21 protein-coding genes and 3 pseudogenes are annotated in these 24,654 nt (G+C 72.2%); 10 read left to right on the forward strand and 14 right to left on the reverse strand.

Annotation, left to right across the window (positions count from 1 at the left end):
* Positions 1-11: 11 nt before the first annotated feature.
* Positions 12-686 (reverse strand): response regulator transcription factor, encoded by a 675-nt coding sequence (locus ACIPEK_RS08210; RefSeq protein WP_401992208.1) that lies wholly within the window; start codon positions 684-686, stop codon positions 12-14.
* 319 nt (positions 687-1,005) lie between these two features.
* Between ACIPEK_RS08210 and ACIPEK_RS08215 the strand changes: the two are divergent.
* Positions 1,006-1,131: pseudogene (locus tag ACIPEK_RS08215) on the forward strand (Uma2 family endonuclease); the annotation flags it as partial.
* Between the two features lie 216 nt (positions 1,132-1,347).
* Here the strand turns inward: ACIPEK_RS08215 and ACIPEK_RS08220 are convergent.
* The 3 genes and pseudogenes from ACIPEK_RS08220 to ACIPEK_RS08230 all read right to left on the reverse strand — a co-directional run.
* Positions 1,348-1,537, reverse strand: a pseudogene (locus ACIPEK_RS08220) (PTS glucose/sucrose transporter subunit IIB); the annotation flags it as partial.
* Positions 1,538-1,585: 48 nt separating this feature from the next.
* Complete coding sequence (gene murQ, locus ACIPEK_RS08225) at positions 1,586-2,551, reverse strand: N-acetylmuramic acid 6-phosphate etherase (RefSeq protein WP_401992211.1); 966 nt, start codon at positions 2,549-2,551, stop codon at positions 1,586-1,588.
* Between the two features lie 78 nt (positions 2,552-2,629).
* A complete protein-coding gene (locus tag ACIPEK_RS08230) occupies positions 2,630-3,547 on the reverse strand; it encodes a MurR/RpiR family transcriptional regulator (RefSeq protein ID WP_114245853.1) in 918 nt (305 codons plus the stop codon).
* 134 nt (positions 3,548-3,681) lie between these two features.
* On the opposite strand from ACIPEK_RS08230, the gene ACIPEK_RS08235 reads away from it, so the two are divergent.
* Positions 3,682-4,050, forward strand: coding sequence for a hypothetical protein (locus ACIPEK_RS08235; RefSeq protein WP_093895806.1), 369 nt, complete (start codon positions 3,682-3,684; stop codon positions 4,048-4,050).
* A complete protein-coding gene (locus ACIPEK_RS08240; protein WP_383070634.1) occupies positions 4,047-4,322 on the forward strand; it encodes a DUF4031 domain-containing protein in 276 nt (91 codons plus the stop codon). The genes ACIPEK_RS08235 and ACIPEK_RS08240 overlap by 4 nt, the downstream gene beginning before the upstream one ends.
* Positions 4,323-4,332: 10 nt before the next feature.
* Here the strand turns inward: ACIPEK_RS08240 and ACIPEK_RS08245 are convergent, their stop codons facing one another.
* Positions 4,333-5,568, reverse strand: coding sequence for a Cmx/CmrA family chloramphenicol efflux MFS transporter (locus tag ACIPEK_RS08245; RefSeq protein ID WP_401992216.1), 1,236 nt, complete (start codon positions 5,566-5,568; stop codon positions 4,333-4,335).
* A gap of 116 nt (positions 5,569-5,684) precedes the next feature.
* The gene (locus ACIPEK_RS08250; protein WP_401992219.1) at positions 5,685-6,371 is read right to left on the reverse strand and encodes a hypothetical protein; all 687 of its coding nucleotides are present in this window, start codon (positions 6,369-6,371) and stop codon (positions 5,685-5,687) included.
* Positions 6,372-6,449: 78 nt separating this feature from the next.
* On the opposite strand from ACIPEK_RS08250, the pseudogene ACIPEK_RS08255 reads away from it, so the two are divergent.
* Positions 6,450-6,942 (forward strand): annotated as a pseudogene (locus tag ACIPEK_RS08255) (allophanate hydrolase subunit 2 family protein); the annotation flags it as partial.
* Positions 6,943-7,169: 227 nt separating this feature from the next.
* Here the strand turns inward: ACIPEK_RS08255 and ACIPEK_RS08260 are convergent.
* On the reverse strand, positions 7,170-9,452 hold the full coding sequence (locus ACIPEK_RS08260) for a heavy metal translocating P-type ATPase (RefSeq protein ID WP_401992222.1): 2,283 nt from the start codon (positions 9,450-9,452) through the stop codon (positions 7,170-7,172).
* A gap of 253 nt (positions 9,453-9,705) precedes the next feature.
* On the opposite strand from ACIPEK_RS08260, the gene ACIPEK_RS08265 reads away from it, so the two are divergent.
* Positions 9,706-10,395 (forward strand): copper homeostasis protein CutC, encoded by a 690-nt coding sequence (locus ACIPEK_RS08265; protein ID WP_401992225.1) that lies wholly within the window; start codon positions 9,706-9,708, stop codon positions 10,393-10,395.
* A gap of 237 nt (positions 10,396-10,632) precedes the next feature.
* Here the strand turns inward: ACIPEK_RS08265 and ACIPEK_RS08270 are convergent, their stop codons facing one another.
* Positions 10,633-12,705 (reverse strand): HelD family protein, encoded by a 2,073-nt coding sequence (locus ACIPEK_RS08270; protein ID WP_401992228.1) that lies wholly within the window; start codon positions 12,703-12,705, stop codon positions 10,633-10,635.
* Between the two features lie 362 nt (positions 12,706-13,067).
* On the opposite strand from ACIPEK_RS08270, the gene ACIPEK_RS08275 reads away from it, so the two are divergent.
* Positions 13,068-13,298, forward strand: a complete 231-nt coding sequence (locus ACIPEK_RS08275) for a hypothetical protein (RefSeq protein ID WP_382900597.1) — start codon at positions 13,068-13,070, stop codon at positions 13,296-13,298.
* Positions 13,295-13,441, forward strand: coding sequence for a hypothetical protein (locus ACIPEK_RS08280; RefSeq protein ID WP_401992231.1), 147 nt, complete (start codon positions 13,295-13,297; stop codon positions 13,439-13,441). Before ACIPEK_RS08275 ends, ACIPEK_RS08280 begins: the two co-directional genes overlap by 4 nt.
* Before the next feature lie 27 nt (positions 13,442-13,468).
* Here the strand turns inward: ACIPEK_RS08280 and ACIPEK_RS08285 are convergent, their stop codons facing one another.
* On the reverse strand, positions 13,469-15,112 hold the full coding sequence (locus ACIPEK_RS08285; RefSeq protein WP_383070622.1) for a DNA repair helicase XPB: 1,644 nt from the start codon (positions 15,110-15,112) through the stop codon (positions 13,469-13,471).
* 169 nt (positions 15,113-15,281) lie between these two features.
* Here ACIPEK_RS08285 and ACIPEK_RS08290 point away from each other — a divergent pair, with 169 nt between their 5' ends.
* Positions 15,282-15,824, forward strand: coding sequence for a GNAT family N-acetyltransferase (locus ACIPEK_RS08290; RefSeq protein ID WP_401992235.1), 543 nt, complete (start codon positions 15,282-15,284; stop codon positions 15,822-15,824).
* A gap of 22 nt (positions 15,825-15,846) precedes the next feature.
* On the opposite strand, the gene ACIPEK_RS08295 is transcribed toward ACIPEK_RS08290, so the two are convergent.
* The gene (locus ACIPEK_RS08295) at positions 15,847-18,306 is read right to left on the reverse strand and encodes a helicase C-terminal domain-containing protein (RefSeq protein ID WP_401992238.1); all 2,460 of its coding nucleotides are present in this window, start codon (positions 18,304-18,306) and stop codon (positions 15,847-15,849) included.
* Positions 18,307-18,380: 74 nt separating this feature from the next.
* Between ACIPEK_RS08295 and ACIPEK_RS08300 the strand changes: the two genes are divergently transcribed.
* Entirely contained in the window at positions 18,381-19,442 is a 1,062-nt protein-coding gene (locus tag ACIPEK_RS08300; protein WP_401992241.1) for a hypothetical protein, read from the forward strand.
* A 213-nt stretch (positions 19,443-19,655) separates the two neighbouring features.
* On the opposite strand, the gene ACIPEK_RS08305 is transcribed toward ACIPEK_RS08300, so the two are convergent.
* From ACIPEK_RS08305 to ACIPEK_RS08320, 4 genes are all read right to left on the reverse strand, one after another.
* The gene (locus ACIPEK_RS08305; protein WP_401992244.1) at positions 19,656-20,633 is read right to left on the reverse strand and encodes an ABC transporter substrate-binding protein; all 978 of its coding nucleotides are present in this window, start codon (positions 20,631-20,633) and stop codon (positions 19,656-19,658) included.
* A gap of 226 nt (positions 20,634-20,859) precedes the next feature.
* A complete protein-coding gene (locus tag ACIPEK_RS08310) occupies positions 20,860-21,714 on the reverse strand; it encodes an ABC transporter ATP-binding protein (RefSeq protein WP_401992247.1) in 855 nt (284 codons plus the stop codon).
* A complete protein-coding gene (locus ACIPEK_RS08315) occupies positions 21,711-22,790 on the reverse strand; it encodes a FecCD family ABC transporter permease (protein WP_401992250.1) in 1,080 nt (359 codons plus the stop codon). Before ACIPEK_RS08315 ends, ACIPEK_RS08310 begins: the two co-directional genes overlap by 4 nt.
* Positions 22,787-23,797 carry a FecCD family ABC transporter permease gene (locus tag ACIPEK_RS08320; RefSeq protein WP_401992253.1) on the reverse strand — a complete coding sequence of 337 codons (1,011 nt, stop codon included), beginning with the start codon at positions 23,795-23,797 and terminating at the stop codon, positions 22,787-22,789. Before ACIPEK_RS08320 ends, ACIPEK_RS08315 begins: the two co-directional genes overlap by 4 nt.
* Before the next feature lie 117 nt (positions 23,798-23,914).
* On the opposite strand from ACIPEK_RS08320, the gene ACIPEK_RS08325 reads away from it, so the two are divergent.
* Complete coding sequence (locus ACIPEK_RS08325) at positions 23,915-24,541, forward strand: HAD family hydrolase (protein WP_401992256.1); 627 nt, start codon at positions 23,915-23,917, stop codon at positions 24,539-24,541.
* Positions 24,542-24,654: the final 113 nt, after the last annotated feature.

A 24,654-nucleotide genomic window follows, 5' to 3' on the forward strand; every position in this document is an offset into this window, starting at 1 on the left:
CGTTCTGGTCCTCAGTCGAAGCGGTAGCCGATGCCGCGGACGGTGCTGATGCTCTGCGGGCTGTCCGCCTCGCGGAGCTTGCGGCGCAGGCGGGCCAGGTACTGGTCCAGGGTGTTGTCGCTGACCTGCGCCCCCTCCGGCCAGCCCGCCCGAAGCAGGGCCCGGCGGCGCACCACGCTCCCGGGGCCCGCCATCAGGCAGGCCAGCAGGCGGAACTCGGTCGGGGTCAGGGCCACGGGGCGGCCGTGGACCGTCAGCTCGTGCTTTATCGGGTTCAGCCGCATGGCACCCGCGCTGTCGGCGAGGGTGCTGCCGTGGTGACCGGACCGGTTCAGGACCGCCCGGACGCGGGCCGCGAGCTCGCTGAGGTGGAAGGGCTTGACCAGGTAGTCGTCGCCGCCGGAGGCGAAACCGGAGAGCCGGTCGGTGAGATTGCCGTGGGCGGTCAGGAAGATCACCGGAGCGGTGAACCCCGCACCGCGCATCGCCTGGCACACATCACGCCCGTCGGAGTCCGGCAGCCCCACATCGAGCACGACCGCATGCACCGACTCGTCGACGGTCTTCAGGGCGGTCGCGCCGTCGACGGCGGTCACGACGTCGAAGTCCTCGTCGCGCAGGCCACGGGCCAGGACATCGCGCAGGCCGTGGTCGTCCTCGACGACAAGAATGCGTGCAGCGGTCACCCGGCCAGTATGGCGCGGGCCGGATCGGTTCGGCGGGGCCGAGGGCCGGAAGGGCGCCGCCCCGGCCCGGCATGCCCGGCCGGCCCGCCCCATGGCGCCGGGACTTTCCGTACGGGCTTCGAGGTCCAGGGGCAGAAGCAGGAGCCGGGTGGGACGGGGCACAGCCACTCGCCTTGGCGCGCCTGAAGACCGGGGCCGGGCGGACGGCGGAGGGTCGCTGCGTACGTCACACGGTCGTGGGACGCTGATGTGAGCGGCGAACTGCCGCGGAACCGTCGATCTGCGCTCCTTTGACAGGCCACAGAAGAAGGGACTCGCGATGACCGCCGCGATGGTCGAGAACGACCAGGCCTCTCAGGGCCGCCCGTGGGACTACCTGCTGCAGACCTGGCGTGAACTGGACGTGCCCGAGGGGTGGCGCGCCGAGATCGACGAAGGGCAGATCGCGGGTTACCACCCCTCATCCACGTATCCGGGTCCGGCCCCGGCCGGTTCCTTCGCCGGGGTGTCGGGGCCGGGAGCCGGTGACGTCGGGCCGTCCGTTGCCGCGACCGTGGATTCGGCCGGTTCCCGGGAGACGTCGAACTCCGCCGGCAGGTTCTTGCTGAAGCCGAAGAAGTACGTCGCGAGGAACCCGGCGAGGCAGCCGACCAGCAGGCCGCGTACGTGTCGTCCTCGACCACGCCCATGACGGCGGGTACCGCCTTCAGGGCCTCGTCGTCGACGAGCGAGCGGTCGTGCAGGCCCAGCCGGAGCCGGGTCATGCAGTGGGCGATGGAGCTGACGTTCGCGGCGCCACCGACGAGCGGAAGGATCGCGGCGGCGGTGGCGCGGTTGTCTTCTGTTGCCACGGTGCGTGGTGCCTTGCTGTGCGGGGGGTGCGGGGCGGAGCCGGTGGGTCAGGTGGTGCGGGGGGCGGCGGCGAGGGCGGCGCGGAGGTGGCCGCCGGACGCGGTCAGCAGGGTGGCGGCGGTGGGCCCGTCGACCTGGCCGAGGATGGTGAGGATGGCGTTCTTCACCTCGCCGTCGGTCGCGGCGAGGGCGGCCTCGATCTCCTCGTCGGACGCTCCGGTGGCGAGCGAGACGATCCGGCGGGAGCGGGCGCGCAGCTTCTCGTTGGAGGCGCGGACGTCGACCATGAGGTTTCCGTACGTCTTGCCGAGCCTGATCATCGTGATCGTCGAGAGCATGTTGAGGACGAGCTTCTGGGCCGTACCCGCCTTGAGCCGGGTGGAGCCGGTCAGCAGCTCCGGACCGGCGACGATCTCGATGCCGTGCTCGGCCGCGGCGCCCAGTGCGGAGTCCGCGTTGCAGGAGAGCCCGATGGTCAGCGCGCCCTTGCCGCGGGCGTGCTCGACGGCGCCGATCGCGTACGGCGTACGGCCGGAGGCGGAGATGCCGACCACGGTGTCGTCGGCGGTGAGGTCCAGGGCGTCGAGGTCGGCGGCGGCCAGCTCCTTGCTGTCCTCGGCGCCTTCGACGGCCTTGATCATGGCGGACGGGCCGCCCGCGATCAGGCCGATGACCTCGGAGGGGTCGGTGTTGAAGGTGGGCGGGCACTCGCTGGCGTCCAGCACACCGAGCCGGCCGGCGGTGCCCGCGCCCGCGTAGATCAGCCGGCCGCCGCGGGCCATGCGCTCCGCGGTGCCGTCGATCGCGGCGGCGATCTCGGGCAGCCGGGCGCCGACGGCGGCCGGGACGGACCGGTCCTCGCCGTTCATGATCCGGGCTATCTCAAGCGTGTCCAGGCGGTCGATCTCTGCGAGCTCGGGCCGGAACGCCTCGGTGGTGAGCGTTTCGAGCTGGGCTCGCAGTTCCCCGTATCCGTCGGGGGTGGTGGTGTCGGCGTCGGTGGTGGAGGTCATGGAGAGCGGCTCTGCTTTCTCGATCTCGTACGGTTCAGCGGGTGCGGGCGGTGAGGGCCGGTTCGGCTCGGGCCGGGGTCAGCGCGGACGTGGGGTGTGGCGGTGGGCCAGCGCCTCGTAGGAGGCGGCGAGCGCCGGTGCGGCCGTTTCGTACGTGCGCTGCGCGACGCCTATGAACAGGCAGTCGACGACGAGCAGCTGACTCGTACGGCTCGACATGGCGGCGGGCCGCAGCTCGCTCTCCCGGGCGGTGGATGTGGTCAGCACGTGGTCGGCGTACTGCGTCACCGGGCCGTCGGGACGGCCGGTGATCGCGATCGTCGTCGCACCGCGGTCGAAGGCGACCCGCAGCGGCTCGATGACATCGACGGTGGAGCCGGAGTGCGTGATCGCGATGGCCACGTCGCCGGAGCGGAGCTGCACGGCGTTGGTCACCGCGAGGTGCGGGTCCGTGTGGGAGTGCGCGATCAGGCCGATACGGGCCAGCTTCTGCGCCAGGTCCTGGCCGACGAGGGACGAGGCGCCCACACCGTAGATGTCGATGCGCCGGGCGGTGGCGGCGGCGGCGACCGCGGCACCGAGCTGGACGGTGTCGAGCCCCGCGGCCGTGTCGGCGAGGGTCTGCTGCTCGTCGTAGGCCAGCTTGGCGACCACATCGGCGATCGGGTCGTCGACCGCTATGTCGGCGGTGACGGAGGGAGCCCGGCCCGACTGCTGGTGCGCGGCGAGCCCGGCGAGGGCCAGGCGCAGATCGCGATAGCCGGGGTAGCCGAGGAGGCGGGCCGTGCGGACCACGGTCGCCTCGCTGGTGCCGGTGAGCTCGGCGAGACCGGTGACCGTGAGGGCGGCGCAGCCTGCGGGGTCACCGGCGACGGCCTCGGCGACGCGCTGCATGGAGCGGGTCATGGACGGCGCGAGCGTGCGCACCTTGGCCGCGAGCGCCGCCGGGGCGGGCGGTGAATCAGCGCTGAAACTTTCCTTCAGGTCATTGGTCACATTTGAAAGATATTTTCAACAGGGTTACCCGTCAACCCCCCCTTTGGTCCCTACCGCTGACAGCACCTCCGGCAGCGCGGAAATGGTGGGGGCGGGCGCGAGAGGCGGGTTCATGGGCGGGTGACAATGGGCCCATGGAGATGAATCCCTTGGAACAGGCGTTGCACACGGCCCGCGCGCTGGTCATGGCCGATCTCGCCGCAGGTGACGTCGCCGAGGCCGGGATCGTCTCGCTGGTCGAGGACGCGGTGACCCACCGCCGGTGGTGGGTCGAACAGTGGCCCGACGGCGCCTCGTTCGTCGTCGGCCTCGTCGCGCAGGACGTGCAGGACGCCTTGCTCGAACGGTACGGGCGGTGGCCGCTCTGCCCGGTCTGCGACGCGGGCGACCCGCACGCCCTGGACGTCGAACCGGAGCTGGGCCCGGACCCGCACTGGGTGTGCACCAAGGCGGCTGTGGCCGTCGCACCGGTCGGCTCGCTGAGCGGGATACTTCGGCGGTGACGGTCTACATCGACCCGCCGGACTGGCCGGGGCACGGGCGGCTCTGGTCGCATCTGGTCAGCGATGTGTCCTTCGATGAGCTGCACGCCTTCGCGGCCTCCATCGGCTGCCCGCCCCGTGCGTTCGAGCGGGACCACTACGACGTACCGGAATCGCGGTACGAGGACGCGGTACGGGCCGGGGCGAAGCAGATCGGCTCGAAGGAGCTCGTCCGCCGGATCACGGAGGCCGGTCTGCGGCGGCCCAAGGGACGCCCGGCCCCCGCCGGTTGACGGCCGCGGGTCAGACTGCGGGGGTGCCCGCCTCCGACGACGCCTTTCCGTGCACTCCCGACGACGCCGCGGCCGGCGCCCCGGCCACCCGTCGGGACCTGCCCCCGCCCTGCAGCCGCAGCGAGAACACCACGGCCACCAGCGCCAGTACCGTCATCGCGGCCCCCGCCCACGCGGTCGCGGCGAAACCGAAGTCCGCGTCGATCACCGTGCCGCCCAGCCAGGGGCCGCCCGTGTTGCCCAGGTTGAACGCGGCCGTCGTCGTGGCACCGGCCAGCGTCGGAGCGGCGCCCGCGACATTGAACATCCGGGCGTTCAGCGCCGGGGCCGTGTAGAACGCCGACAGTCCGAGCAGGAACGAGAGGCCGATCGCGGCGGCCTGGTTCGAGGCGAACAGCGCCAGCGCGACCAGGAAGACCGTCGAGGCCGCGATCCCGCTCATCAGCACCCCGAAAAGATGCGCGTCCGCGACCCGGCCGCCGATCGTCGTACCGACCAGCGCACCGATCCCGAACAGCGCGAGCACCGTCGGCACCCAGCCGGAGTCCAGCCCGGCGACATCCGTCAGCAGCGGGGCCAGATAGCTGAACGCGCAGAAGACACCGCCCGCTGCGAGCGCTGTGATCACGATCGACAGCCACACCTGCCGGTCCCGGTAGATGCTCATCTCCTGCTTGAGCCGCGGCTTCTGCTCCGGCAGCGGAATGCGCGGAATCAGCGTCGTCACCCCGACCAGTGCCACGGCGGACGCCGCACCCACCGCCCAGAATGCCGACCGCCAGCCGAGGTTCTCACCGAGAAAGGCCCCCAGGGGCACGCCGAGCACATTGGCGATCGACAGACCGCCGATCATCACGGCCATCGCACGGGCCCGCGCGTTCACCGGCACCATCGCGATGGCGACCGCCGCCCCCACAGCCCAGAATCCGGCGCAGGCGAAGGCGCTCACGACACGGGACGCGAAGAGCACCTCGTACGTCGGAGCCAGCGCACCCGCGATCTGGCCGAGGCCGAAGACGGAGATCAGGGCGATCAGTGTGGTGCGGCGCGGCAGCCGGAGCGTGGCCACGGCGAGCAGCGGGGCGCCGATCACCATGCCGATCGCGAAGGCGGATATGAGAAGTCCGGCGCGGGGGATGGACACGTTCATGTCGTCGGCGATGGGTGGCAACAGCCCGGAGAGCATGAACTCGCTGGTTCCCAGGGCAAAGACCGAGAGGCCCAAAATGTACACGGCGAGGGGCATGCGTGAGCGGCGAGCGGCAGAGTCGGGCATGACAGCTGCCAACAGCCATCACGGCCGTTACATTCCCGGCCCCTTCACGCCCGCCGGCTTTCGGCCACCGCCCTGCCACGAGCTGCTCAGTGGCTGAGCAGCTCCAGCTCCGTCAACAGGTTCTGTCGCGCCCGCGGTTCCCACCGGGTCACCCCGTGCGGTGTATGGAACAGTCGCGGCAGCCCGAGCAGCTGACGCAGCACCGCCGCCCGGCCCTCCCGGAACGCGTCGTCGGGCACGAAGCCGTACTCCTCGCGCACCTGCGCCGCGTAGGCCGCGTACTCCTTCGGGGGCGCCGCCAGGACGGCCAGATCCGCATCGCACAGCACCTCGCCGTTGGTGTCGCCGTCCGCCGGGTCGTGGGTGACGGTGAGGCGTACGAGCCGGGCGACCTCGGCCGTGACACCGGCCGGTACGCCGGCCTCCGGCAGGGCACGTTCGGCGAGGGCCGCGCTGCGTTCCTCGTTCTCGGACCGGTCGGGCCGGTAGACCGCATCGTGGAACCAGGCGGCGAGGCGCACGGCATCCGCATCGGCCGCGTACCCGGCGAGCGTGTCGATGCGGTCGAGCACCGCGACCAGGTGCGCGGTGGTGTGGTACCGCCGCTGGGGCTCGGCCCAGCGTGCCAGCAGATTGTCGGCGTACGGCTGCGGATCGGGGGCGGGCGCACCGCCCCGGACCGCGACGAGGGCCACGTGCCAGCGGTCACGGAGGGCGACGGCGCCGCCCACCTCGTGGGCACTGCTTCCGCTTCCGTGTGAGCTGTCGGTCATGGGACGACCCTAGCCCGGGACCGGACGGTCCGAGCGGGACGCCGGACGGGTCGGTGGCCGGGCGGGGTGCCCAGGGCCGGAGCGCTGCTCGTACCCGCTGCCGGGCAGCAGATCCGCGACCTGCTCTCCGGGCTGGGCCGGCCCCCTGCGCGACGGGGACGTACTGCCCCTGGGACGCGGGCCGTCGAGACCCGCGGGCACCGACGCCGTGCCGTGGCCGGGCGCGCCCGCCGAACTCGTGCTCCTCCCGCGCATCGGCCCCCGCCACACCTGGTTCATGGACGAGGCGCTGCGTGCGCTCACCACGGCCACGTACCGGGTCTCGCCGCACAGCAACCGGATCGGCCTGCGCACACAGGGCCCGGCCCTGACGCGCGCCCGCGAGGGCGAACCGCGCAGTGAGGAGATGGTGCGCGGCGCCATCCAGGTGCCGCCGGACGGGCGCCCGGTGGTGTTCCTCAACGACCGTCCGACGACCGGCGGTTACCCGGTCGTCGGTGCCGTGCACGAAACCGCACTCGCGGGCGCGGCACGGGCGGTGCCGGGAACCCGGGTGCGGTTCGTGAGGGCGGCTGAGAGCCTGTCGGGTGACCTCCGATCGGATAGCGGACGCGGTCTGGTGCGTGCGATTCCAAGGCGGAGGAGGGAGTCGACGCGAAGGGGGTCCCCCCATGCCTTCAGCTATGGGGGGGAGTTGGTGACTGACGACAACGCGGGAAGCGTGCGTGCCAGGGCGTGGCCGCCCGGTCGGAGGTCACCCGACAGGCTCTGAGGACCGGTCCCGAACGCCGCCGCGTCCTACGCCCCCGCCCTGAACCCCCGCAGCCGCAGCGAGTTGCCGACCACGAAGACCGACGAGAACGCCATCGCCGCGCCCGCGATCATCGGGTTGAGCAGCCCGGCCGCGGCGAGCGGCAGGGCGGCCACGTTGTAGGCGAACGCCCAGAACAGGTTCGTACGGATCGTCCCCAGCGTCTTCCGCGACAGCCGGATCGCGTCCGCCGCGGCCCGCAGGTCCCCGCGCACCAGCGTCAGGTCACCGGCCTCGATCGCGGCGTCCGTGCCCGTACCCATCGCCAGGCCCAGGTCGGCCTGGGCGAGGGCGGCCGCGTCGTTGACACCGTCACCGACCATGGCGACCGAACGGCCCTCGGCCTGGAGGTCCTTGACGACGTCGACCTTGTCCTCCGGCATGACCTCCGCGTACACCTTCTCGATCCCGACCTCGGCCGCGACCGCCTCGGCCACCGCGCGGTTGTCGCCGGTGAGCAGGATCGGGGTCAGACCGAGGGCACGCAGCCGCTCGACGGCCTCCGCGCTGGTGTCCTTCACCGCGTCGGCGACTTCGAGGACCGCCCGTGCCTCGCCGTCCCAGGCGACCGCGATGGCCGTCCGTCCGGCAGCCTCCGCCGCGGCCTTCTGCCGGGCCAGCTCCACCGGCAGGTGGATCTCCCACTCGGCGAGCAGCTGCTCACGGCCGACGAGGACGGCGTGGCCCTCGACGATGCCCTGGACACCGAGGCCCGCGACGTTGGCGAAGTCCTCGGGGGTGGGCAGGGCGGCGCCGGTGCGCTCGGCGGCTCCGGCGGCGACGGCCTGGGCTATGGGGTGCTCGGAGGAGTGCTCCAGGGCACCCGCGAGCCGCAGCACATCGCTCTCGTCCGTACCGTCCGCCGTGTGCACGTCCAGCAGGGTCATCCGGCCGGTGGTGACCGTGCCGGTCTTGTCGAGGACGATCGTGTCGACGCGGCGCGTGGTCTCCAGGACCTCGGGGCCCTTGATCAGGATGCCGAGCTGGGCGCCGCGTCCCGTACCGACCATGAGGGCGGTGGGAGTGGCGAGGCCCAGGGCGCAGGGGCAGGCGATGATCAGTACGGCGACGGCGGCGGTGAACGCGGCGGTCAGGCCGGCGCCGTTGCCGAGCCAGAAACCGAGCGTGCCGAGCGCGAGGGCGATGACGACGGGGACGAAGACGGCGGAGATCCGGTCCGCGAGACGCTGGGCCGCCGCCTTGCCGTTCTGCGCGTCCTCGACGAGCTTCGCCATCCGGGCCAGCTGGGTGTCGGCGCCGATGCGGGTGGCCTCGACGACGAGCCTGCCGCCCGCGTTGAGCGTGGCCCCGGTGACCGAGTCACCCACGCCGACCTCCACGGGTACGGATTCGCCGGTGAGCATCGACGCGTCCACGGCCGATGCGCCTTCCACGACGGTGCCGTCGGTGGCGATCTTCTCGCCGGGGCGGACCAGGAACCGGTCCCCGACCTGGAGATCGGCGGTCGGCACGGTCACCTCGTGGCCGCCGCGCAGCACGGTCACCTCCTTCGCCCCGAGTTCGAGCAGCGCCTTGAGGGCCGCGCCCGCCTTCCGCTTGGAGCGGGCCTCGAAGTAGCGCCCGGCCAGGATGAAGGCCGTGACTCCGGCTGCGGCCTCCAGATAGATGTTCCCGGCGCCGTCGCTGCGGCCGATGGTCAGCTCGAACGGGTGGGTCATGCCGACCATGCCCGCCGTGCCGAAGAACAGCGCCCACACCGACCACAGGAACGCGGCCGAGGTGCCGACCGAGATCAGGGTGTCCATCGTCGCCGCGCCGTGCTTGGCGTTGGTCCAGGCGGCGCGGTGGAAGGGCCAGGCGGCGTACGTGACGACGGGGGCCGTCAGGGTCAGCGAGAGCCACTGCCAGTAGTCGAACTGGAGCGCCGGGACCATCGACATGGCGATCACCGGCACGGCGAGCACGACGGCGGTGAGCAGCCGCTGGCGCAGGGGCAGCAGCTCGTCGGCCTCCGCGGCCCCGGGGGTGTCGTCCTCGGTACGTACCGGGGGAGCGGGCTCGTGCGCGGTGTAGCCGGTCTTCTCGACGGTGGCGATCAGGTCCTGTACGGAGATGTCCTCGCCCCGGTAGCTGACCTTGGCCTTCTCGGTGGCGTAATTGACGGTGGCCTCGACGCCGTCCATCCGGTTGAGCTTCTTCTCGATACGGGCCGCGCAGGAGGCGCAGGTCATGCCGCCGATCGCGAGCTCGACCTCTGCGGTGGTGCCGGCGGCTGTGCCGGTGCCGGTTGTGGCGGTGTGCGCGGACACGGTGTCCTCCCTGGCGGAGTTGATACCCCTAGGGGGTATGCATTGTTGATTCAGGTATACCCCCCACCCCTATAAAACGCAAGGGTGATCCATCGCCGGGGTCCGGGGCGTGCGCGCCCGATCGCCTGATATGCGTCTGACCTCACGTATCTTCACGTCACATTGAGGCTGTGCCCTCGGTCGGCCGCCCCGTAGGCTGGTTATTGGACTAGACCTATTTATCCATTGCTGCTTCCTGGAGGATTGGGATCCCATGAGCAACCGTGCAGTCCTGGAGGTGATCGCTCTCGACGCGGAGGACGCGGTCGCTGCCCAGGCGGGTGGTGCGGACCGGCTTGAGCTGGTCACCGACATGGCGGCGGACGGCCTGACCCCGTCCTGCGCGACCTTCGCGGAGATCCGGGCGGCGGTGGACATTCCGCTGCGGGTGATGCTCAGGCTGGCGGACGGCTTCGCGGCCGGCGACATCGATGTGCTCGTGGCCAGGGCGCACGAGCTGCGGGCCGAGGGCGCCGAGGAATTCGTCCTGGGCTTCCTGGACGCCGAAGGTCACCCGGACCTGGTCGCCGTCGAGCGCCTCGTCGCCGAGCTGGACGGCTGCCGCTGGACCTTCCACCGTGCGATCGACCGGGCCGCCGACCGGGACGCCCTGCGCAAGCAGCTGGCGGACATGCCGGGCCTGGACACGTACCTCACCGCGGGTTCGCCCAAGGGCGTCGACGACGGCATCCCGACGCTGCTGGTCGAGGCGGCGCGCAAGGGCGAGCCCGGCTACGAGCCGCAGATCCTGGTGGGCGGCGGGCTCCGCCTGGAGCACCTGCCGGAGCTGCTGTCCGCGGGCATCGACGCCGTACACATCGGCGGCGCCGCGCGCCCGCACGGCTGGTCGGGTCCGGTGGACGCGGCGGCGGTACGGGAGTGGCGGACGGTACTCGACGCGTAGCGGGGGCGGGGCTTGAGGTGGCCCCGGGCCAAGGGTTCGGGTCCACCCGGCTGAACGGTTCCGTCCTCGAACGCCGGACGGGCTGGTGGTCGTCGGACGGGCTTGATTCCGCCCGGCGAAAATCCAGCCCTGCCGACGTTCGAGGCGCGGGGTCCGGGGCGGGGCCCCGGTTCCGGGAAGGGGTGGGTAGGGGAACAGGCCGGCCGCAGGCGCTCCACCCGCCCGCGCCCCCGCCCCCTACACCAGCTCGTCCGGCATCCCCGCCGCATGCACCACCGTCAGCCCCGACACCGCACGCGTCAGCGCCACGTACAGCCGGCGCAGCCCCGTGCGCTCGTCCGGCTCGCCGTCCACCACCGCGGCCGGCTCGTCCAGTACCACGTAGTCGTACTCCAGGCCCTTCGCCAGCGACGCCGGGACCAGGGTCAGCCGGGACTCGGCAGTCGTCTCCTCACCGGGGGAGAGATACGCGTGGCCCGCCGCGGCCAGCGCATCGGCCAGCGCCGGAATCCGCGCATCGGCCGCGATCAGCCCGATCGACCCCTCCTGCCTCAACGACTCCTCACACGCCGCCAGCACCATCGCGTCCAGCTCCGCCGGATCGCCCACCTCCCGTACCTCCAGCGAACCCGGCGACTCACGCACCGACTCCACCGCCGCAAGGCCCGGCGAGATCACCGGCAGCAGCCGTGAGGCGTACGCGATCACCTCGCGCGGCACACGGAAGCCCGCCGTCAGCTCCTCCACCACCGCGTCCGACTTGCCCAGGTGGTGCAGCGCCTGCGCCCAGCTCTCCGTCGACCATGGCGTCGTGCCCTGCGCGAGGTCACCGAGAACCGTCGCCGAACCCGTCGTGCAGCGGCGGCCCACCGCCCGGTACTGCATGGGGGACAGGTCCTGCGCCTCGTCGAGCACGACATGGCCGAGCGAGTGGGTACGCGCCACCAGGTCGTTCGCCTCGTCGATCAGCACCGCGTCCGCCGCCGACCACTTCGCGGACTTCACGCTGCGGACAGGCTTGGTCCACAGGATCGTCTTCTGCTCGTCCTCGGTGAGCAGCCCCTCCGCGTGCGCGGCCAGGAACTCCGCGTCGATGAGCAGCCGCAGCACCAGCTTGGCCGGTTCGACGGCCGGCCAGATCGCCTTCACGGCCGCCTTCACGGCGGGGTTACGGGCCACCGCGTTCTGCACCCGGTCGTCGGGCGCCTCGCCGGCCTCCTCCATCCGGACCAGGACGGAGTGCGCGATGCGCTGCGGAAGCGCCTCATGGGCGGCCCCGTACCGCATGTCGCGGGCCAGCAGTTCGGTGACGATCTCCTCCAGCTCGTAGGCCGGCACCCGCCAGCGGCGCGAACCGCGCACCACCATCACCGGCTCCGTCGGCAGCGTCACATGTGAACGGATCGCCCGTCGCAGCACCTGCGCCATCCTGGCGTCGCCCTTGACGACGGCGGCTGCCGCCGAGTCCGTGCCGCGCACCTCGATGCCTGCCGTCACCAGATCGTCGACGGTCGCCTGCTTCACCTCCAGCTCGCCGAGGGCCGGGAGCACCTGCTCGATGTAGTGGAGGAAGGACCGGTTCGGCCCGATGACCAGCGTGCCGGTACGGGCCAGGCGCTCCCGGTGGGCGTAGAGGAGGTACGCGACACGGTGCAGGCCGACAGCTGTCTTACCGGTGCCGGGCCCTCCCTGCACACAGACCGTCCCGCCGAGACCGCTACGGACGATCTCGTCCTGCTCCGGCTGGATCGTCGCGACGATGTCACGCATCGGACCGACACGCGGCCGCTCGATCTCCGCCTGGAGAAGCTTGCTGGTCTGCGCGGCCTCGGTGGGGTCGCTGAGGTGCTCGTCCTCGTACGCGGTCAGCTCACCGCCGGTGTAGCCGAAGCGGCGGCGCTGGCCGACGTCCTGGGGATCCTTCTTGGAGGCCCGGTAGAACGGCTGCGAGACGGGGGCACGCCAGTCGATGACCATCGGGTCGCCGTCGCCGTCATGGACGTGACGGCGCCCGATGTAGAACTGCTCTCCCTCGGCGCCCTCGGCCTGCTCGGCACCGACCCGGTGCAGATAGTCCAGGCGGCCGAAGAAGAGCGGGGTGTGGGCGAGATCGGCGAGGGACTTGATGCGCTCGTCGATCTGGGCCTGCAGGACGGCCGCGTTGACCCAGTTCGCGGTGACATCGCGGATGTCGAGGGCCTGGGCGTCCTCGCGCATGGCGCGCAACGCGGAGCGGGACGCGGCGAGATGGGCGCGTTCATGAGCCAGGGGATCGGTGGTGGTGTCGCTTTCGTGTTCGTGCGCGGGCACGGTGTTGCCTCCGGCTTTTCAACGCAGGACGGCGGACCGCACCTCGCCCCCGGCTATGGCTCGGGGGTGACGCGGTCCGCTCGGGGATCGATCACGGGGTACGCACGCAGGTGTACGTACGGCTGTCGGCCGGTTTCCGTCCGGTCGGCGGCGCTCCCCCGGCTGCCGGCGATGGCCGGTACCACGGTGCGGGAGGCGGGCAGACCGGCGATTGTATCGACCGCCCTCGTCACGGTCCAACGGTTTTGACGCCGGGTCCGTCCCGTAGGGGACGCCGTGCGACCGGAGGCCTACGCGCACCGCTTCAGGGTTCCGTCCGCGGGTCGATGCCTTCAGTGGCCGGGCGCAGGACCATGGAGTACATGAGCACCGTCTCTCTGAACCCTCGCAGGACCGGCCCCGCGCACGGCGCGACCGCGGCCACCGGTCACCCGTACACCCACCGCGTCGGCGACGCCCTGCGTGCCGTCAAGGTCTACGCCCGCGCCGCGTTCGGCGTGGTCGTCCTCGGCGAGTACGCGGAAGAGGCGGGTGTCCACCGAGGCGTCCACCGAGGCGTTCACCGCCGCGAGCCCGAGCGATTTTGTACGTGACACCTCTGGGCCTGTTCGTCACGTGGGTTCTGCCATGGCGCTCGCGCTGGACCGCGGCCCGCCGACGGGCCGCGGCCTTCGCGCCGCTGCCGCACGCGGTGATCGCGGCGGACCTGCTGCCGCTGCTCATCTTCGGTGACTGACCGGCGTGCACAGGTCGGCCACCGGCCTCAGTTGTCGGTCAGCAGCTCGTCCGCGTCCACGATCCGGTAGGCGTACCCCTGCTCGGCCAGGAACCGCTGGCGGTGCGCCGCGAAGTCCTGGTCGATCGTGTCACGGGCGACCACCGAGTAGAACCGCGCCTCGTGCCCGTCGGCCTTCGGCCGCAGTACCCGGCCGAGCCGCTGCGCCTCCTCCTGCCGCGAGCCGAACGTCCCCGACACCTGAATGGCGACGGTCGCCTCCGGCAGGTCGATGGAGAAGTTCGCGACCTTCGACACCACGAGGACGCTGAGCTCGCCCTCGCGGAACGCGTCGAAGAGCTTCTCGCGCTGGGCGTTGCTCGTCTCGCCCTTGATCACCGGGGCGTTCAGATGCTCACCCAGCTCGTCGAGCTGGTCGATGTACTGCCCGATGACCAGGGTCTGCTCGCCCCGGTGCTTGCGTACCAGCGCCTCCGTCACCATCCGCTTCGTCGCGGTCGTCGCGCAGAACCGGTACTTCTCCTCGGTCTCGGCGGTCGCGTAGGCCAGCCGCTCCGAGTCCGTCAGATTGACCCGCACCTCGACACAGTCGGCCGGCGCGATATAGCCCTGCGCCTCGATCTCCTTCCACGGGGCGTCGAACCGCTTGGGCCCGATCAGCGAGAAGACGTCCGACTCGCGGCCGTCCTCACGCACCAGCGTCGCGGTGAGGCCGAGGCGGCGCCGGGCCTGCAGGTCGGCGGTGAACTTGAAGACGGGCGCGGGCAGCAGATGCACCTCGTCGTAGATCACCAGACCCCAGTCGCGGGAGTCGAACAGCTCCAGGTGCGGGTAGATGCCCTTGCGGCGGGTCGTCAGCACCTGGTAGGTGGCGATGGTGACCGGCCGGATCTCCTTGCGCGTACCGCTGTACTCGCCGATCTCGTCCTCGGTCAGCGAGGTCCGCTTCACCAGCTCGTGCTTCCACTGCCGGGCCGAGACGGTGTTCGTCACCAGGATCAGCGTGGTCGCCTTGGCCTGGGCCATCGCACCGGCCCCGACCAGTGTCTTCCCCGCACCGCAGGGCAGCACGACGACACCCGAGCCGCCGTGCCAGAACCCTTCGACAGCCTGCTTCTGGTACGGCCGCAGCGCCCAGCCGTCCTCCGCCAGCTCGATGGGGTGCGCCTCGCCGTCGACGTACCCGGCCAGGTCCTCGGCCGGCCAGCCCAGCTTCAGCAGTGTCTGCTTGATCTGCCCGCGCTCCGAGGGGTGCACGGCCACGGTGTCCGGGTCGATCCGTGCCCCGACCAGCGGCTGGACCTTCTTCGACCGGAGGATCTCCTCCAGCACGGGCCGGTCGGTCGAGGTCAGCACGAGACCGTGCACCGGGTGCTTGGAGAGCGTGAGGCGGCCGTACCTGGCCATCGTCTCGGCGATGTCGACGAGCAGCGCGTGCGGAACGGGATAGCGCGAGTACTGCACGAGCGCGTCGACGACCTGCTCGGCGTCGTGCCCGGCGGCGCGCGCGTTCCACAGCCCGAGCGGGGTCAGCCGGTAGGTGTGGATGTGCTCGGGCGCCCGCTCCAGCTCGGCGAAGGGCGCGATCGCCCGACGGCAGGCGTCGGCCTGATCGTGGTCGACTTCCAGGAGCAGCGTCTTGTCGCTCTGGACGATGAGGGGTCCGGTCACGCGCTTCGGCCCTTTCTGCTGCGGGAACGGCCGGGAACGGCCAAACATCCAGTGTGCCGCATCCGGGACAGGACCGGTCGGGCTGTGAGAGTCCTGGACGTTCTGGTGAGCCGATGACCGCCCCCAGTTATCCTGCCTCGTCCTGAACAGGCCTGGGAGGTTCCTCACCATGAGCAGCACCGCGTTGCCCTTTCCCGATCGGATCGAGCTCACGGGGGAAGGTCTCGTCCTGCGCGACTGGACGGAAGCGGACCTGGCCGCGATGCCGGATCTGTTCGACCACCCCGACATCGCGTACTGGACGCCGATCGTCTCCCCTTTCGACGAAGCGGCCGCCCGCGCGCGACTGGACCGGGACCGGCAGCTGCGGGCGGAGGGGACGGCCATCCTCCTCGCCATCACCGTCGACGGCGGGGCACCGCTCGGTGAGGTGATGCTGCGGCGTGCCCCCGAGGGCACAGAGCTCGGCTACGCGGTCGGCCCGGCGCACCGCGGCCAGGGGCTCGCTGCGCGGGCGGTGCGGGTGATGGCCGCGTATGCCTTCGAGCAGCTGGGCGTGGAGCGCGTGATCCTGGAGTTGGAGGCCGAGAACGCCGCCAGCGTCGCCGTGGCCACTGGGGCGGGTTTCAGCCTGCTCGACGTGCCGTTGATCAAGGGGGAGGAGAAGGGACGGTCCTATGCCCTGCAGACGTGGGGCCGGAATCTCCCCTGACCGTCAGTCTCCGGGACGCCGGTCAGGGCGTCGCGTCGTCGGCCAGTTCGGCGACGCCGGTGATCCGGTGCAGCGGGTACGTGCGGACCTCGTCCGCCGTGTGGTCGTACGCCGTGACGAACCCGCCCTCGACCCGGACCGGGGCGATGACGCGCTGGCTGGCCGCGCCGTCCGCGTTGACGTAGCCGATCCAGACCGCCGAGCCGGTCATCGCGGCGGCCTGGACGGTGGCAAGGGTCTCGGCGGAGGTCGTACGGGGCAGGGAGCCGGACGAGGCCGCAGGCGCGTCGGCCGGGTCCTTGCGGACCACCGTGGCGGCCGTGTCCCCGGCGCGGATCGCCCTCACCGCCGCGCCGAGCAGGGTGGAGTCCGGGACCGGAGGGCCCTCGGGCACGGGGACGGGGGCCGTGCGGGGCGGGGTGCGGCGGGCGCCCGCGCGGGTGATCAGCACGTCGCCCTCGGCGGACTCGGCGGCCGGCGCGTACCCCATCTCGCGCAGCCCGTCGAGCAGGGAGGCGGGGTCGATCTGGGCGGCCAGGGCCGTCGGTGCGAGGCGGCGCAGGCGCAGGGTGGCCGAGCGCCTGTCGGCGAGGATCTCGTTCAGTACGGCCTCGTCGTCGCAGCGCACGTACGAGGAGGCGGCGCCGATCCGCAGATGGCCGTGGCGGCGGGCGACGTCGTCGATGAGGTAGCTGAGCGGCTGCGGCACCGGCGTACGGCTGTGGGCGGCGAGGAACGCGTGCAGATCGGCCGCGGACTGTCCGGCGTCCAGGGCGCGGCGTACGGACCCGGGGGTGAACCGGTAGACCGTCGCGCCGCCCTTCGACTCGATGTCCGCGAGGGCGGAGAGCATGTCGGCCAGGGGGCGCTCCAGCGGGCCGGGGGCGACGGCCGTCAGGTCGGCCTGGAGCAGGACGTGGTCCAGCGGCTCCGGGATGAGGGGCGCGAGCAGCGCGGCGGCCTCGGTCGGCCCGGAGTCGAGCAGGGCGCGGGTGTGCGCGGCGAGCGCGCCGCGGCCGGTGATGCCGAGGAGCTCGGATTCGTTGAGTGTCCACAGGGCGATCCGGGACCGCAGGTCGGTGGTGTCCCCGGCGGAGGCGGAGGCGCCGCGCAGGGGGCGTTCCCAGCGCAGCCGGGCGAGCACTGTCTCCGGGTCGGGGGCGGTGCCCGGTTGCAGGGCGGCGAGGAGGGCCAGGACCCGGTGGCGTACCTCGGGGCCGGCGGAGCGGTCGAGGTCGGGGCCGAGGGCGGACAGGGCCCGGCCCTTGGCGTCCTGGCCGCCGACCAGGCCCGGGGTACGGGTGACGGCGAGCCAGGTGGTGGCGAGGTGCACCCAGCGGTCCTGGGCCGGGAGTTCGGCCCAGTCGTCGTACGCGGGAGTCGGCGCGTACCGTTCGTCGGCCTCTCCGTCGGAGGCCAGCAGCCCGGCCGCGTAGGTGAGTTCGACCCAGAACGCGGCGACGGGTTCGGAGACGTCGAGGGCGGTGGCGGTCTTCTTCAGCTCGCGGACACTGAGCCCGCCGGCCCGCAGTATCGCGGGGCCGCCGCCGTTCCAGCTCTTCAGCAGCTCTTCGACGGTGTTCACCGCCAGGAACGCCTGGCCGGCCGCCGCGCTGTCCACAGCCTGTGGATCACGGTTCGCGACCGCCTCCACAGCGGGCGGCTGCGGTTCCGGCACGCGGTGGGCGCGCCCGGCCCGCAGATGCAGGGCGGCCTCGCGGGGCAGCACCACGGTGCGGGTCGACACGGGCAGCAGCAGCCCGCGATCGCGCAGCCATTTCACCGGCGGGGTGGGGTTCGGCGTCACTTCCCCGTACGGCGGCCCCCACACCAGCCGGTCCAGTACGGACAGGGCCTCGGCGGGAGCGGTGTCCAGCAGCTCGCCCATCCTGGCCCGGTCGGTGAAGAGCGCGGACAGGGACGTCACGGCGGAGACCGGGTCATGGGTGGCGGGCAGTCCGGCGGTCGCCAGGATGTCCTGGAGGCGGCCCGGCGACATTCCGGCGGTCGCCTCCGCGACGGTCGGGCCCAGACCGGTGGGGGAGGGGTGCTGCGGGGACGGCGCGAGGAGTTCGCGGGCGGTGCGCACCAGCCGCAGCCGGTCGTCCTCGCCCCAGATGAGGGCCTGTTCGCGCAGGGTGGTCAGGGCGGCGGGCAGCGCGTCCCCGATCGCCGCGTCCGCGTCGCCGCGGTGCTCGCCGTCGTCCCGGCCGTCGCCGGTGAGGAGGCCGAGCAGCGTCTCGTACGGGGCGGGGTCGGGGGCCACTGCGAGCGCCTCGGCGGTCTGCAGGGCGAACCGGTCGAGGTGTTCCAGGGCGCGTACGACGGAGGCGCGCGTGCCGGCTCTCGTCGCGAGCTGAGTGATGTCGCCCGGTACGGGGGTGAGGAGATCGGGGCGGGCACGCAGCAGCCCCGCCAACGACTCGTCGTCCCGGGCGCGGAGAGCTTCGGCGAGCGTCCGCGGTGGTGTGGTCATCCCCATCCGTCCCACGGTAGTCGCTCCGGACAGGCCCGAGGGCGCTACCGTCGGTGCAGGCGCCAGAGGGGAACCATCGCGTGGGGATCGAGAGCGAGCAGCTCGTCTACGACTATCTGAGCCGGGTCGGGGACCTGGCACAGCAGCAACAGCTGTCCTCGAGCGCCCGGATGAGGCTCGTTTCGACCCTCCGGGGCGAGATCGACCGGCAGCGCGGAACGCAGTCCGCGGACACCCCGGCGGCGGTCCGCCGCATCATCGGGAGGCTCGGCACACCGGACGAACTGGTCGCGGCTGCGGCCGCGTCGGCGGACGGGACGGTGGAGCTGCCCCAGCGGCCGGAACCTGCCGCGGGGGCAGCGCGCGGCATCCCCCGTCCGCGCAAGCGGATGCTCCGGAAAGACAGTTCCGGCAAGGGCGCGTCGCAGGCGCCGGACGGGGAATCGGAGTACGACGGCGATCCCGCGGACTCCGCGGCCCCGGAAGCGGCGGCCGGTCGGGTGCCTTCGCCGCCGCACATGGCCGGTACGGACGAACTGGGGCCGTCCGGGAGCGAGCCCGACTGGTGGCGGATCGAGCCGGAGCCGTTCGGTGACGGGGTCGATGTGCCGGGGTTCGTCGGCGGCGTCGAGATCCCGGACATGATGAAGCGGCCGCCGGCCCGGGACGCCGTTCCGCGCCCGCGCACGGGCGACTCGGCCGACGGCGGTCCGGCCGAGGACGTCGGCACCGACGAGGCCGCGCCGCGACGCCGACGGCTCCCGGGCCTCCGCCGCCGTGCCCCGCGCGAGTCGAGGGCCCGGGGTTTCTCCCACCCCTTTTTGCTGCTTGCCGCCGGGCTGCTGGTCGTGGGCGCGGTGATGGGCTCCTGGCTGGCCCTGGCGGGTGGCTGGCTGCTCGCGTACAGCTCGCGCAAGTTGTCCCGCGCGGAGGCGAAATGGGCCGCGATGGGGCTGCCTGGCGCGGTCGTGGCGGGCGCGCTCGTCTGGCTCTGGGGCCGGACGGAGGGCCGCTGGGGTGAGCCGATCCCGCAGGACGGGATGGCGGAGGCGCTGAGCGGGGTGTGGCCGGTGGTGGTGCGCACGGCCGCGGTGGCGTCGGCGGTGTTCCTGGTGTGGCGGGCGCGGAAGCGGGTGGGGTAGGCGGTGGGCCTGTCCGGCGGGTGTCTGGGCTCGGGCGAGAACGCGCAACGGTTCGCCCTCGAACACCGGACGGGCTGGGTTTCCGGGAAGCCGCAGATGCGGGTCTCCCCGGCTGCCCGTTCCGCCCTCAAACGCCGGACGGGTTGAAAGACGCCCTCAAACGCCGGGCGGGCTCGATTTTGCCGCCGGCCGGCGTGCCCGCCCCGCCCCGCCCTACTTCGTCAGATCCGTCTGGAACTCGTCGAGGATCTTGTCCGCGGCCGTGTAGCCGATGCCCGCGATCCACAGGCGGTCGTCGACCTTGAAGACCTTTCCGTCCTTGGACGCCGTCAGCCCCTTCCACAGGCCGCTGTTCATCGTCCTGGTCGCCCCCGCCTTCTCCGGGTCGCCGTACGTCGACGTGAAGATGACATCCGCGTCCGCGAGGTCGATCTTCTCGGGGGACACGTCGTACGAGAAGCCGTCCTTGGCCTTGTCGGTGATCGAGGGGCGGCCCATGCCGAGGTCGGCGAGGATCGAGCCGATGTAGTTCTGCTTGCCGTAGATGCGGATGTCGGCGCCCTCGACGAAGCGGACGAAGTTGACGTCCGTGGCGGCCGCCTTCTCCTTGCCGCCGATCGCCTCGGTCACGTCCGCGACATGGGCGTCGTACCCGGCGACGGCCTTCTTCGCCTCGGCCTGCTTGCCGAGCGCCTCCGCGTGCGTCCGGAAGTTCTCCTTCCAGGCGGTCCCGGTGGACTCCGTCATCACGGTGGGGGCGATCGCACTGAGCTGTTCGTAACGGTCACCGTCACGGACCTTGCTGGTGAGGATCAGGTCCGGCTTCAGCGAGGCGACGGTCTCCAGGTTGGGGTTGGCGATCTCGCCGACGTCCTTGATGTCCTTCGTCCGGTTCTCGGGCAGGTAGGAGGGGAAGCCGTCCTCCGTGGCCGAGTGCGTCGCGCCGACCGGCTGCACGCCGAGGGTGAGTGCGGAGTCCAGCTCACCGGTGTCGAGGACCACGACGCGTCGGGGGTTCACAGGGACCTCGACGTCACCCATGGCCGTCTTGACGGTGTGGGTCTTGGCGCTGCCGGCACCGGAGTTGCTGTCGCCGCCGGAGTCGGAGGAGCCACAGGCGGAGAGCGCGAGCGCGCCGGCCAGGGTGAGGGCGCCGAGGGTGACGCCGCGGCGGCGGGTGAAGGTGGTCATGGAGTGCCCTTCGTCGGGGTCGGGGTGGTTGGCCACGGGTGTGCCGGCGGCCGACCGCTGCGGGGCAACGGGTCGCCAGGGGCGATGGGGTCCCGGGCCCCGTGGGAGCTCCACCGTTCGAACGCGGCGCAGGAGCCGGGAGTCCGGGGAAGGAGCGTGGCCCGCAGCGCCGGGCGACCGTCCTGGCGGGCGCCCACCCGGGCCTGCCGGTAACCGGGGCGCGGGTTCATGACGCCGGCGTGGCCTGCCAGGGAGCCCCCGGCACCACGAGCGGCGAACCCGTCACCGGGTCCGGGACGATCACCGCGTCCAGGCCGAAGACCTCGCGCACGAGACCGGCGGTGACGATGTCGTTCGGGTGGCCCTCGGCGACGATCCGGCCCGCCTTCATGGCGACCAGGTGGTCCGCGTACCGGGCGGCCTGGTTGAGGTCGTGGAGCACGGTGACGACGGTCCGGCCGCGGGTGCCGTCCGCCGCCGGTGCGGTGAGCCGGCGCACCAGGTCCAGGACCTCCACCTGGTGCGCGATGTCGAGGTACGTGGTCGGCTCGTCGAGCAGCAGCAGATCCGTCTCCTGGGCGAGCGCCATCGCGATCCAGACCCGCTGGCGCTGCCCGCCGGACAGCTCGTCCACCGACCGGTCGCCCAGCGCGGTGACGTCCGTACGCTCCATCGCGTCCGTCACCGCCCGCTCGTCCTCGTCCGACCACTGCTGCCACCAGTGCTGATGCGGCTGCCGGCCGCGGGCGACGAGGTCACAGACGGTGATCGCCTCGGGGGCCACAGGGGTCTGCGGCAGCAGCCCGATCGACTGGGCGATCTTCCGCGTGGGGATCTTCGACAGCTCGGTGCCGTCGAGGAGCACGGCCCCGCCGCGCGGCTTGAGGAGCCGGCCGAGCGCGCGCAGCGTGGTCGACTTGCCGCAGGCGTTCGGGCCGACGATGACGGTGACCTGTCCGTCGGGAACGGCGAGGTCCAGCTCGTGGACGACGGTGCGGTCCTCGTACGCGAGAGTCAGCTCCCGCACCGTGAGCCGGCTGGTCGCGGTCGCCGTGGCGTCGGACGTACGGGTCGAGCTCATGCAGTGCCTCCACTACGGCCGCGACCGCCGCCGTGGCCGCGGATGATCAGCCAGATCAGATACGGGGCGCCGACCGCCGCCGTCAGAACGCCCACCGGCAGCTCGGTGGGCGAGAAGAGCCTGCGCGCCAGCAGATCCGCGAAGACGACGATCAGCGCGCCGAGCAGCGCCGAGCAGAACAGCGGAATCTGCGCGGTACGGGTCATCCGGCGGGCGATCTGCGGGGCGAGCAGCGCCACGAAGTCGACCGGGCCGGCCGTCCCGGTCGCCACGGATGCCAGGACCACACCGAGTGCGACGAGCCCCAGCCGTACCCGTCCCAGACGCACCCCGAGGGCAGTCGCGGTGTCGTCGTCCATCGAGACGGTGCGCTGGGCGCGGGCGGCCCACAGGACGGCCGGCAGCAGGATCAGCAGCGTCCAGCCGATCGGCGCGGCCTCGGACCAGCCGCGGCCGTTGAGTGAGCCGGTCATCCAGATCTGCGCCTGCTGGGCGACCAGATAGTCGCCCTTCGTCAGGAACAGCGTGGTGACCGACCGCAGCGCGATGGCGAAGCCGATGCCGATGAGGACGAAGCGGGTGGCGTGCAGCCCGCCGCGCCAGGCGAAGACGTACACGAGCGCCGCCGCGGCCACCCCGCCGATGACGGACAGATACGGCAGCACGGTGTACGAGGTGACGCCGAAGGTCATCGCGCCGACCGTGAGCGCGCTCGCCCCCTGGCTGATGCCGATGATGTCGGGGCTGGCCAGCGGATTGCGGGCAACGGTCTGGATCAGCGCACCGGCGATCCCGAACGCCGCACCGACCAGCAGTCCCACGACCATCCGCGGCAGCCGCAGCGTGCCGACGACCAGCTCGTCGGGGGACGGCTGCCCCAGGATCACCTTCATGACCTCGCCGGGCGCGACGAAGCTCTCGCCGACGCAGAGGTACGCGACACAGACGCAGGCCAGCAGGACGACGAGGACGGTGGCGACGACGGCCGCCCGCCGGTGCAGCAGGAACCGGCCCCGCGCCCCGATCCGTACGACGTGGTACCCGGCGGGCCGCACCCGGACAGTGGTGTCGCTCATGCGGGCACCGCCTTCCGGCGTACCAGGGTGACCAGGAAGGGAACGCCGATCAGCGCCGTCATCACGCCCGCCGGGACCTCGCTCGGCGGGAAGAGGATGCGGCCGATGACATCGGAGACGAGCAGCATGACGGGTCCGATCAGTGCCGCCATCGGCAGTACCCAGCGGTGGTCGCTGCCGATGATCGCGCGGGCGATGTGCGGGACGGCGAGTCCGATGAACGCGATCGGGCCGGCCGCCGCGACACCGACACCGGTCAGCACGGTGGCCCCGATGCCGCCGACGATCCGTACCGTCGCGACCTTCTGCCCGAGCCCCTTCGCCACGTCCTCGCCGAGCGCCAGCGCATCGAGCCCGCGGGCGACGGACAGCACGAGCACGGTCCCGACCAGCATGAACGGCCAGATCTGCTGGGCCACATCGGCCTCGCGCCCGGCGATGGAGCCGACCTGCCAGAAGCGGAACTCGTCCAGCGCGGATGCCTTGGTCGTCAGCACGCCCATGGTCACCGACACCAGCAGCGCGTTGATCGCGGCGCCGCCGAGGGCGAGCTTCACGGGGGTGGCGCCCCCGCGTCCGCTGGAGGCGATGGCGTACACGGCGACGGAGGCGATCGCCGCCCCCGCGAACGCGAACCACACGTATCCCGTCAGGGTGTGGATCCCGGCATACGCGATGGCCAGCACCACGCCCACCGAGGCGCCCTGGCTGATGCCGAGGATGCCGGGGTCGGCGATGGGGTTACGGGTGATGCCCTGGAGCACCGTGCCCGCGAGGGCCAGCGCCGCGCCGACCATCAGCCCGATCAGGGTGCGCGGCACCCGCATGTTCCGGATGACTTCGGCGGCGTCGGAGTGCCCGCCGTGCAGCAGGGCGTCGATCACCTCGGACGGGGGTATGGAGCGGGCCCCTACGGCGAGGCTGAGAAGCACCGACACCAGCAGCGCCGCGACGGCCGCCGCCGTCGCGAGTGCGCGTCTGGAGCGGCGTGGTGCGGCGGCTGACATCGGACCCAATCGAAAGCGAAGCAAAGTTAGGCTTGGCTAAGTCTAAGCACCGCCGTTCCGGCGCCCGAGGCCCGTACCGATGCCGCGGCCGCGCCCGGCCCCGCGACAATGGATTCCATGCCTTCGCACCCGCTGACGGTCGGTTTCGACCTCGATATGACGCTCATCGACTCCCGGCCCGGCATCAAGGCCGCCTACCTGGCGCTCTCCGCCGAGACGGGGACGCCGATCGACACGGATCTGGTGGTGAGCAGGCTCGGTCCGCCGGTCGACGACGAGTTGCGGAACTGGTTTCCGGCCGACGCGGTGGCCGCGACCGCCGACCGCTACCGGGAGATCTATCCCACATACGCCATCGCCCCGAGCCCCGCGCTGCCGGGTGCCCGGGAGTCGGTCGCGGCGATCCGGGAGCGGGGCGGCCGGGCGATAGTCGTCACCGCAAAGCACCTGCCGAACGCCGAGCTGCACCTGGCGCACCTCGGGATCGAGCCGGATGCGGTGATCGGCGGTCTGTGGGCGGAGGCCAAGGGCCAGGCGCTGCGCGAGCACGGGGCGGATGTGTACGTGGGCGACCACACCGGCGATGTCCGGGGCGCCCGCACGGCCGGGGCACTCTCGGTGGCGGTCACCACGGGCCCGTGCGACGCGGAGGAGCTCCGGGCGGCGGGAGCGGATGTCGTCCTGTCGACGCTGACGGACTTCCCGTCCTGGCTGGACGGGTACCTGGACGGGGACGCGGCGTAGGGCCTTCGGCAGGGGCGGATGCACTGAGCGCCGGGCGACCATGCCTCCGGACGCCCCCGCGGCGGGCTGACGACCCCAATCCACCTGGCTTCCGACGGCCGTTGTGCTTTGTC

Source organism: Streptomyces sp. NPDC088246 (assembly GCF_044741025.1).
In the GTDB taxonomy this organism is placed as follows: Bacteria; Actinomycetota; Actinomycetes; order Streptomycetales; family Streptomycetaceae; genus Streptomyces.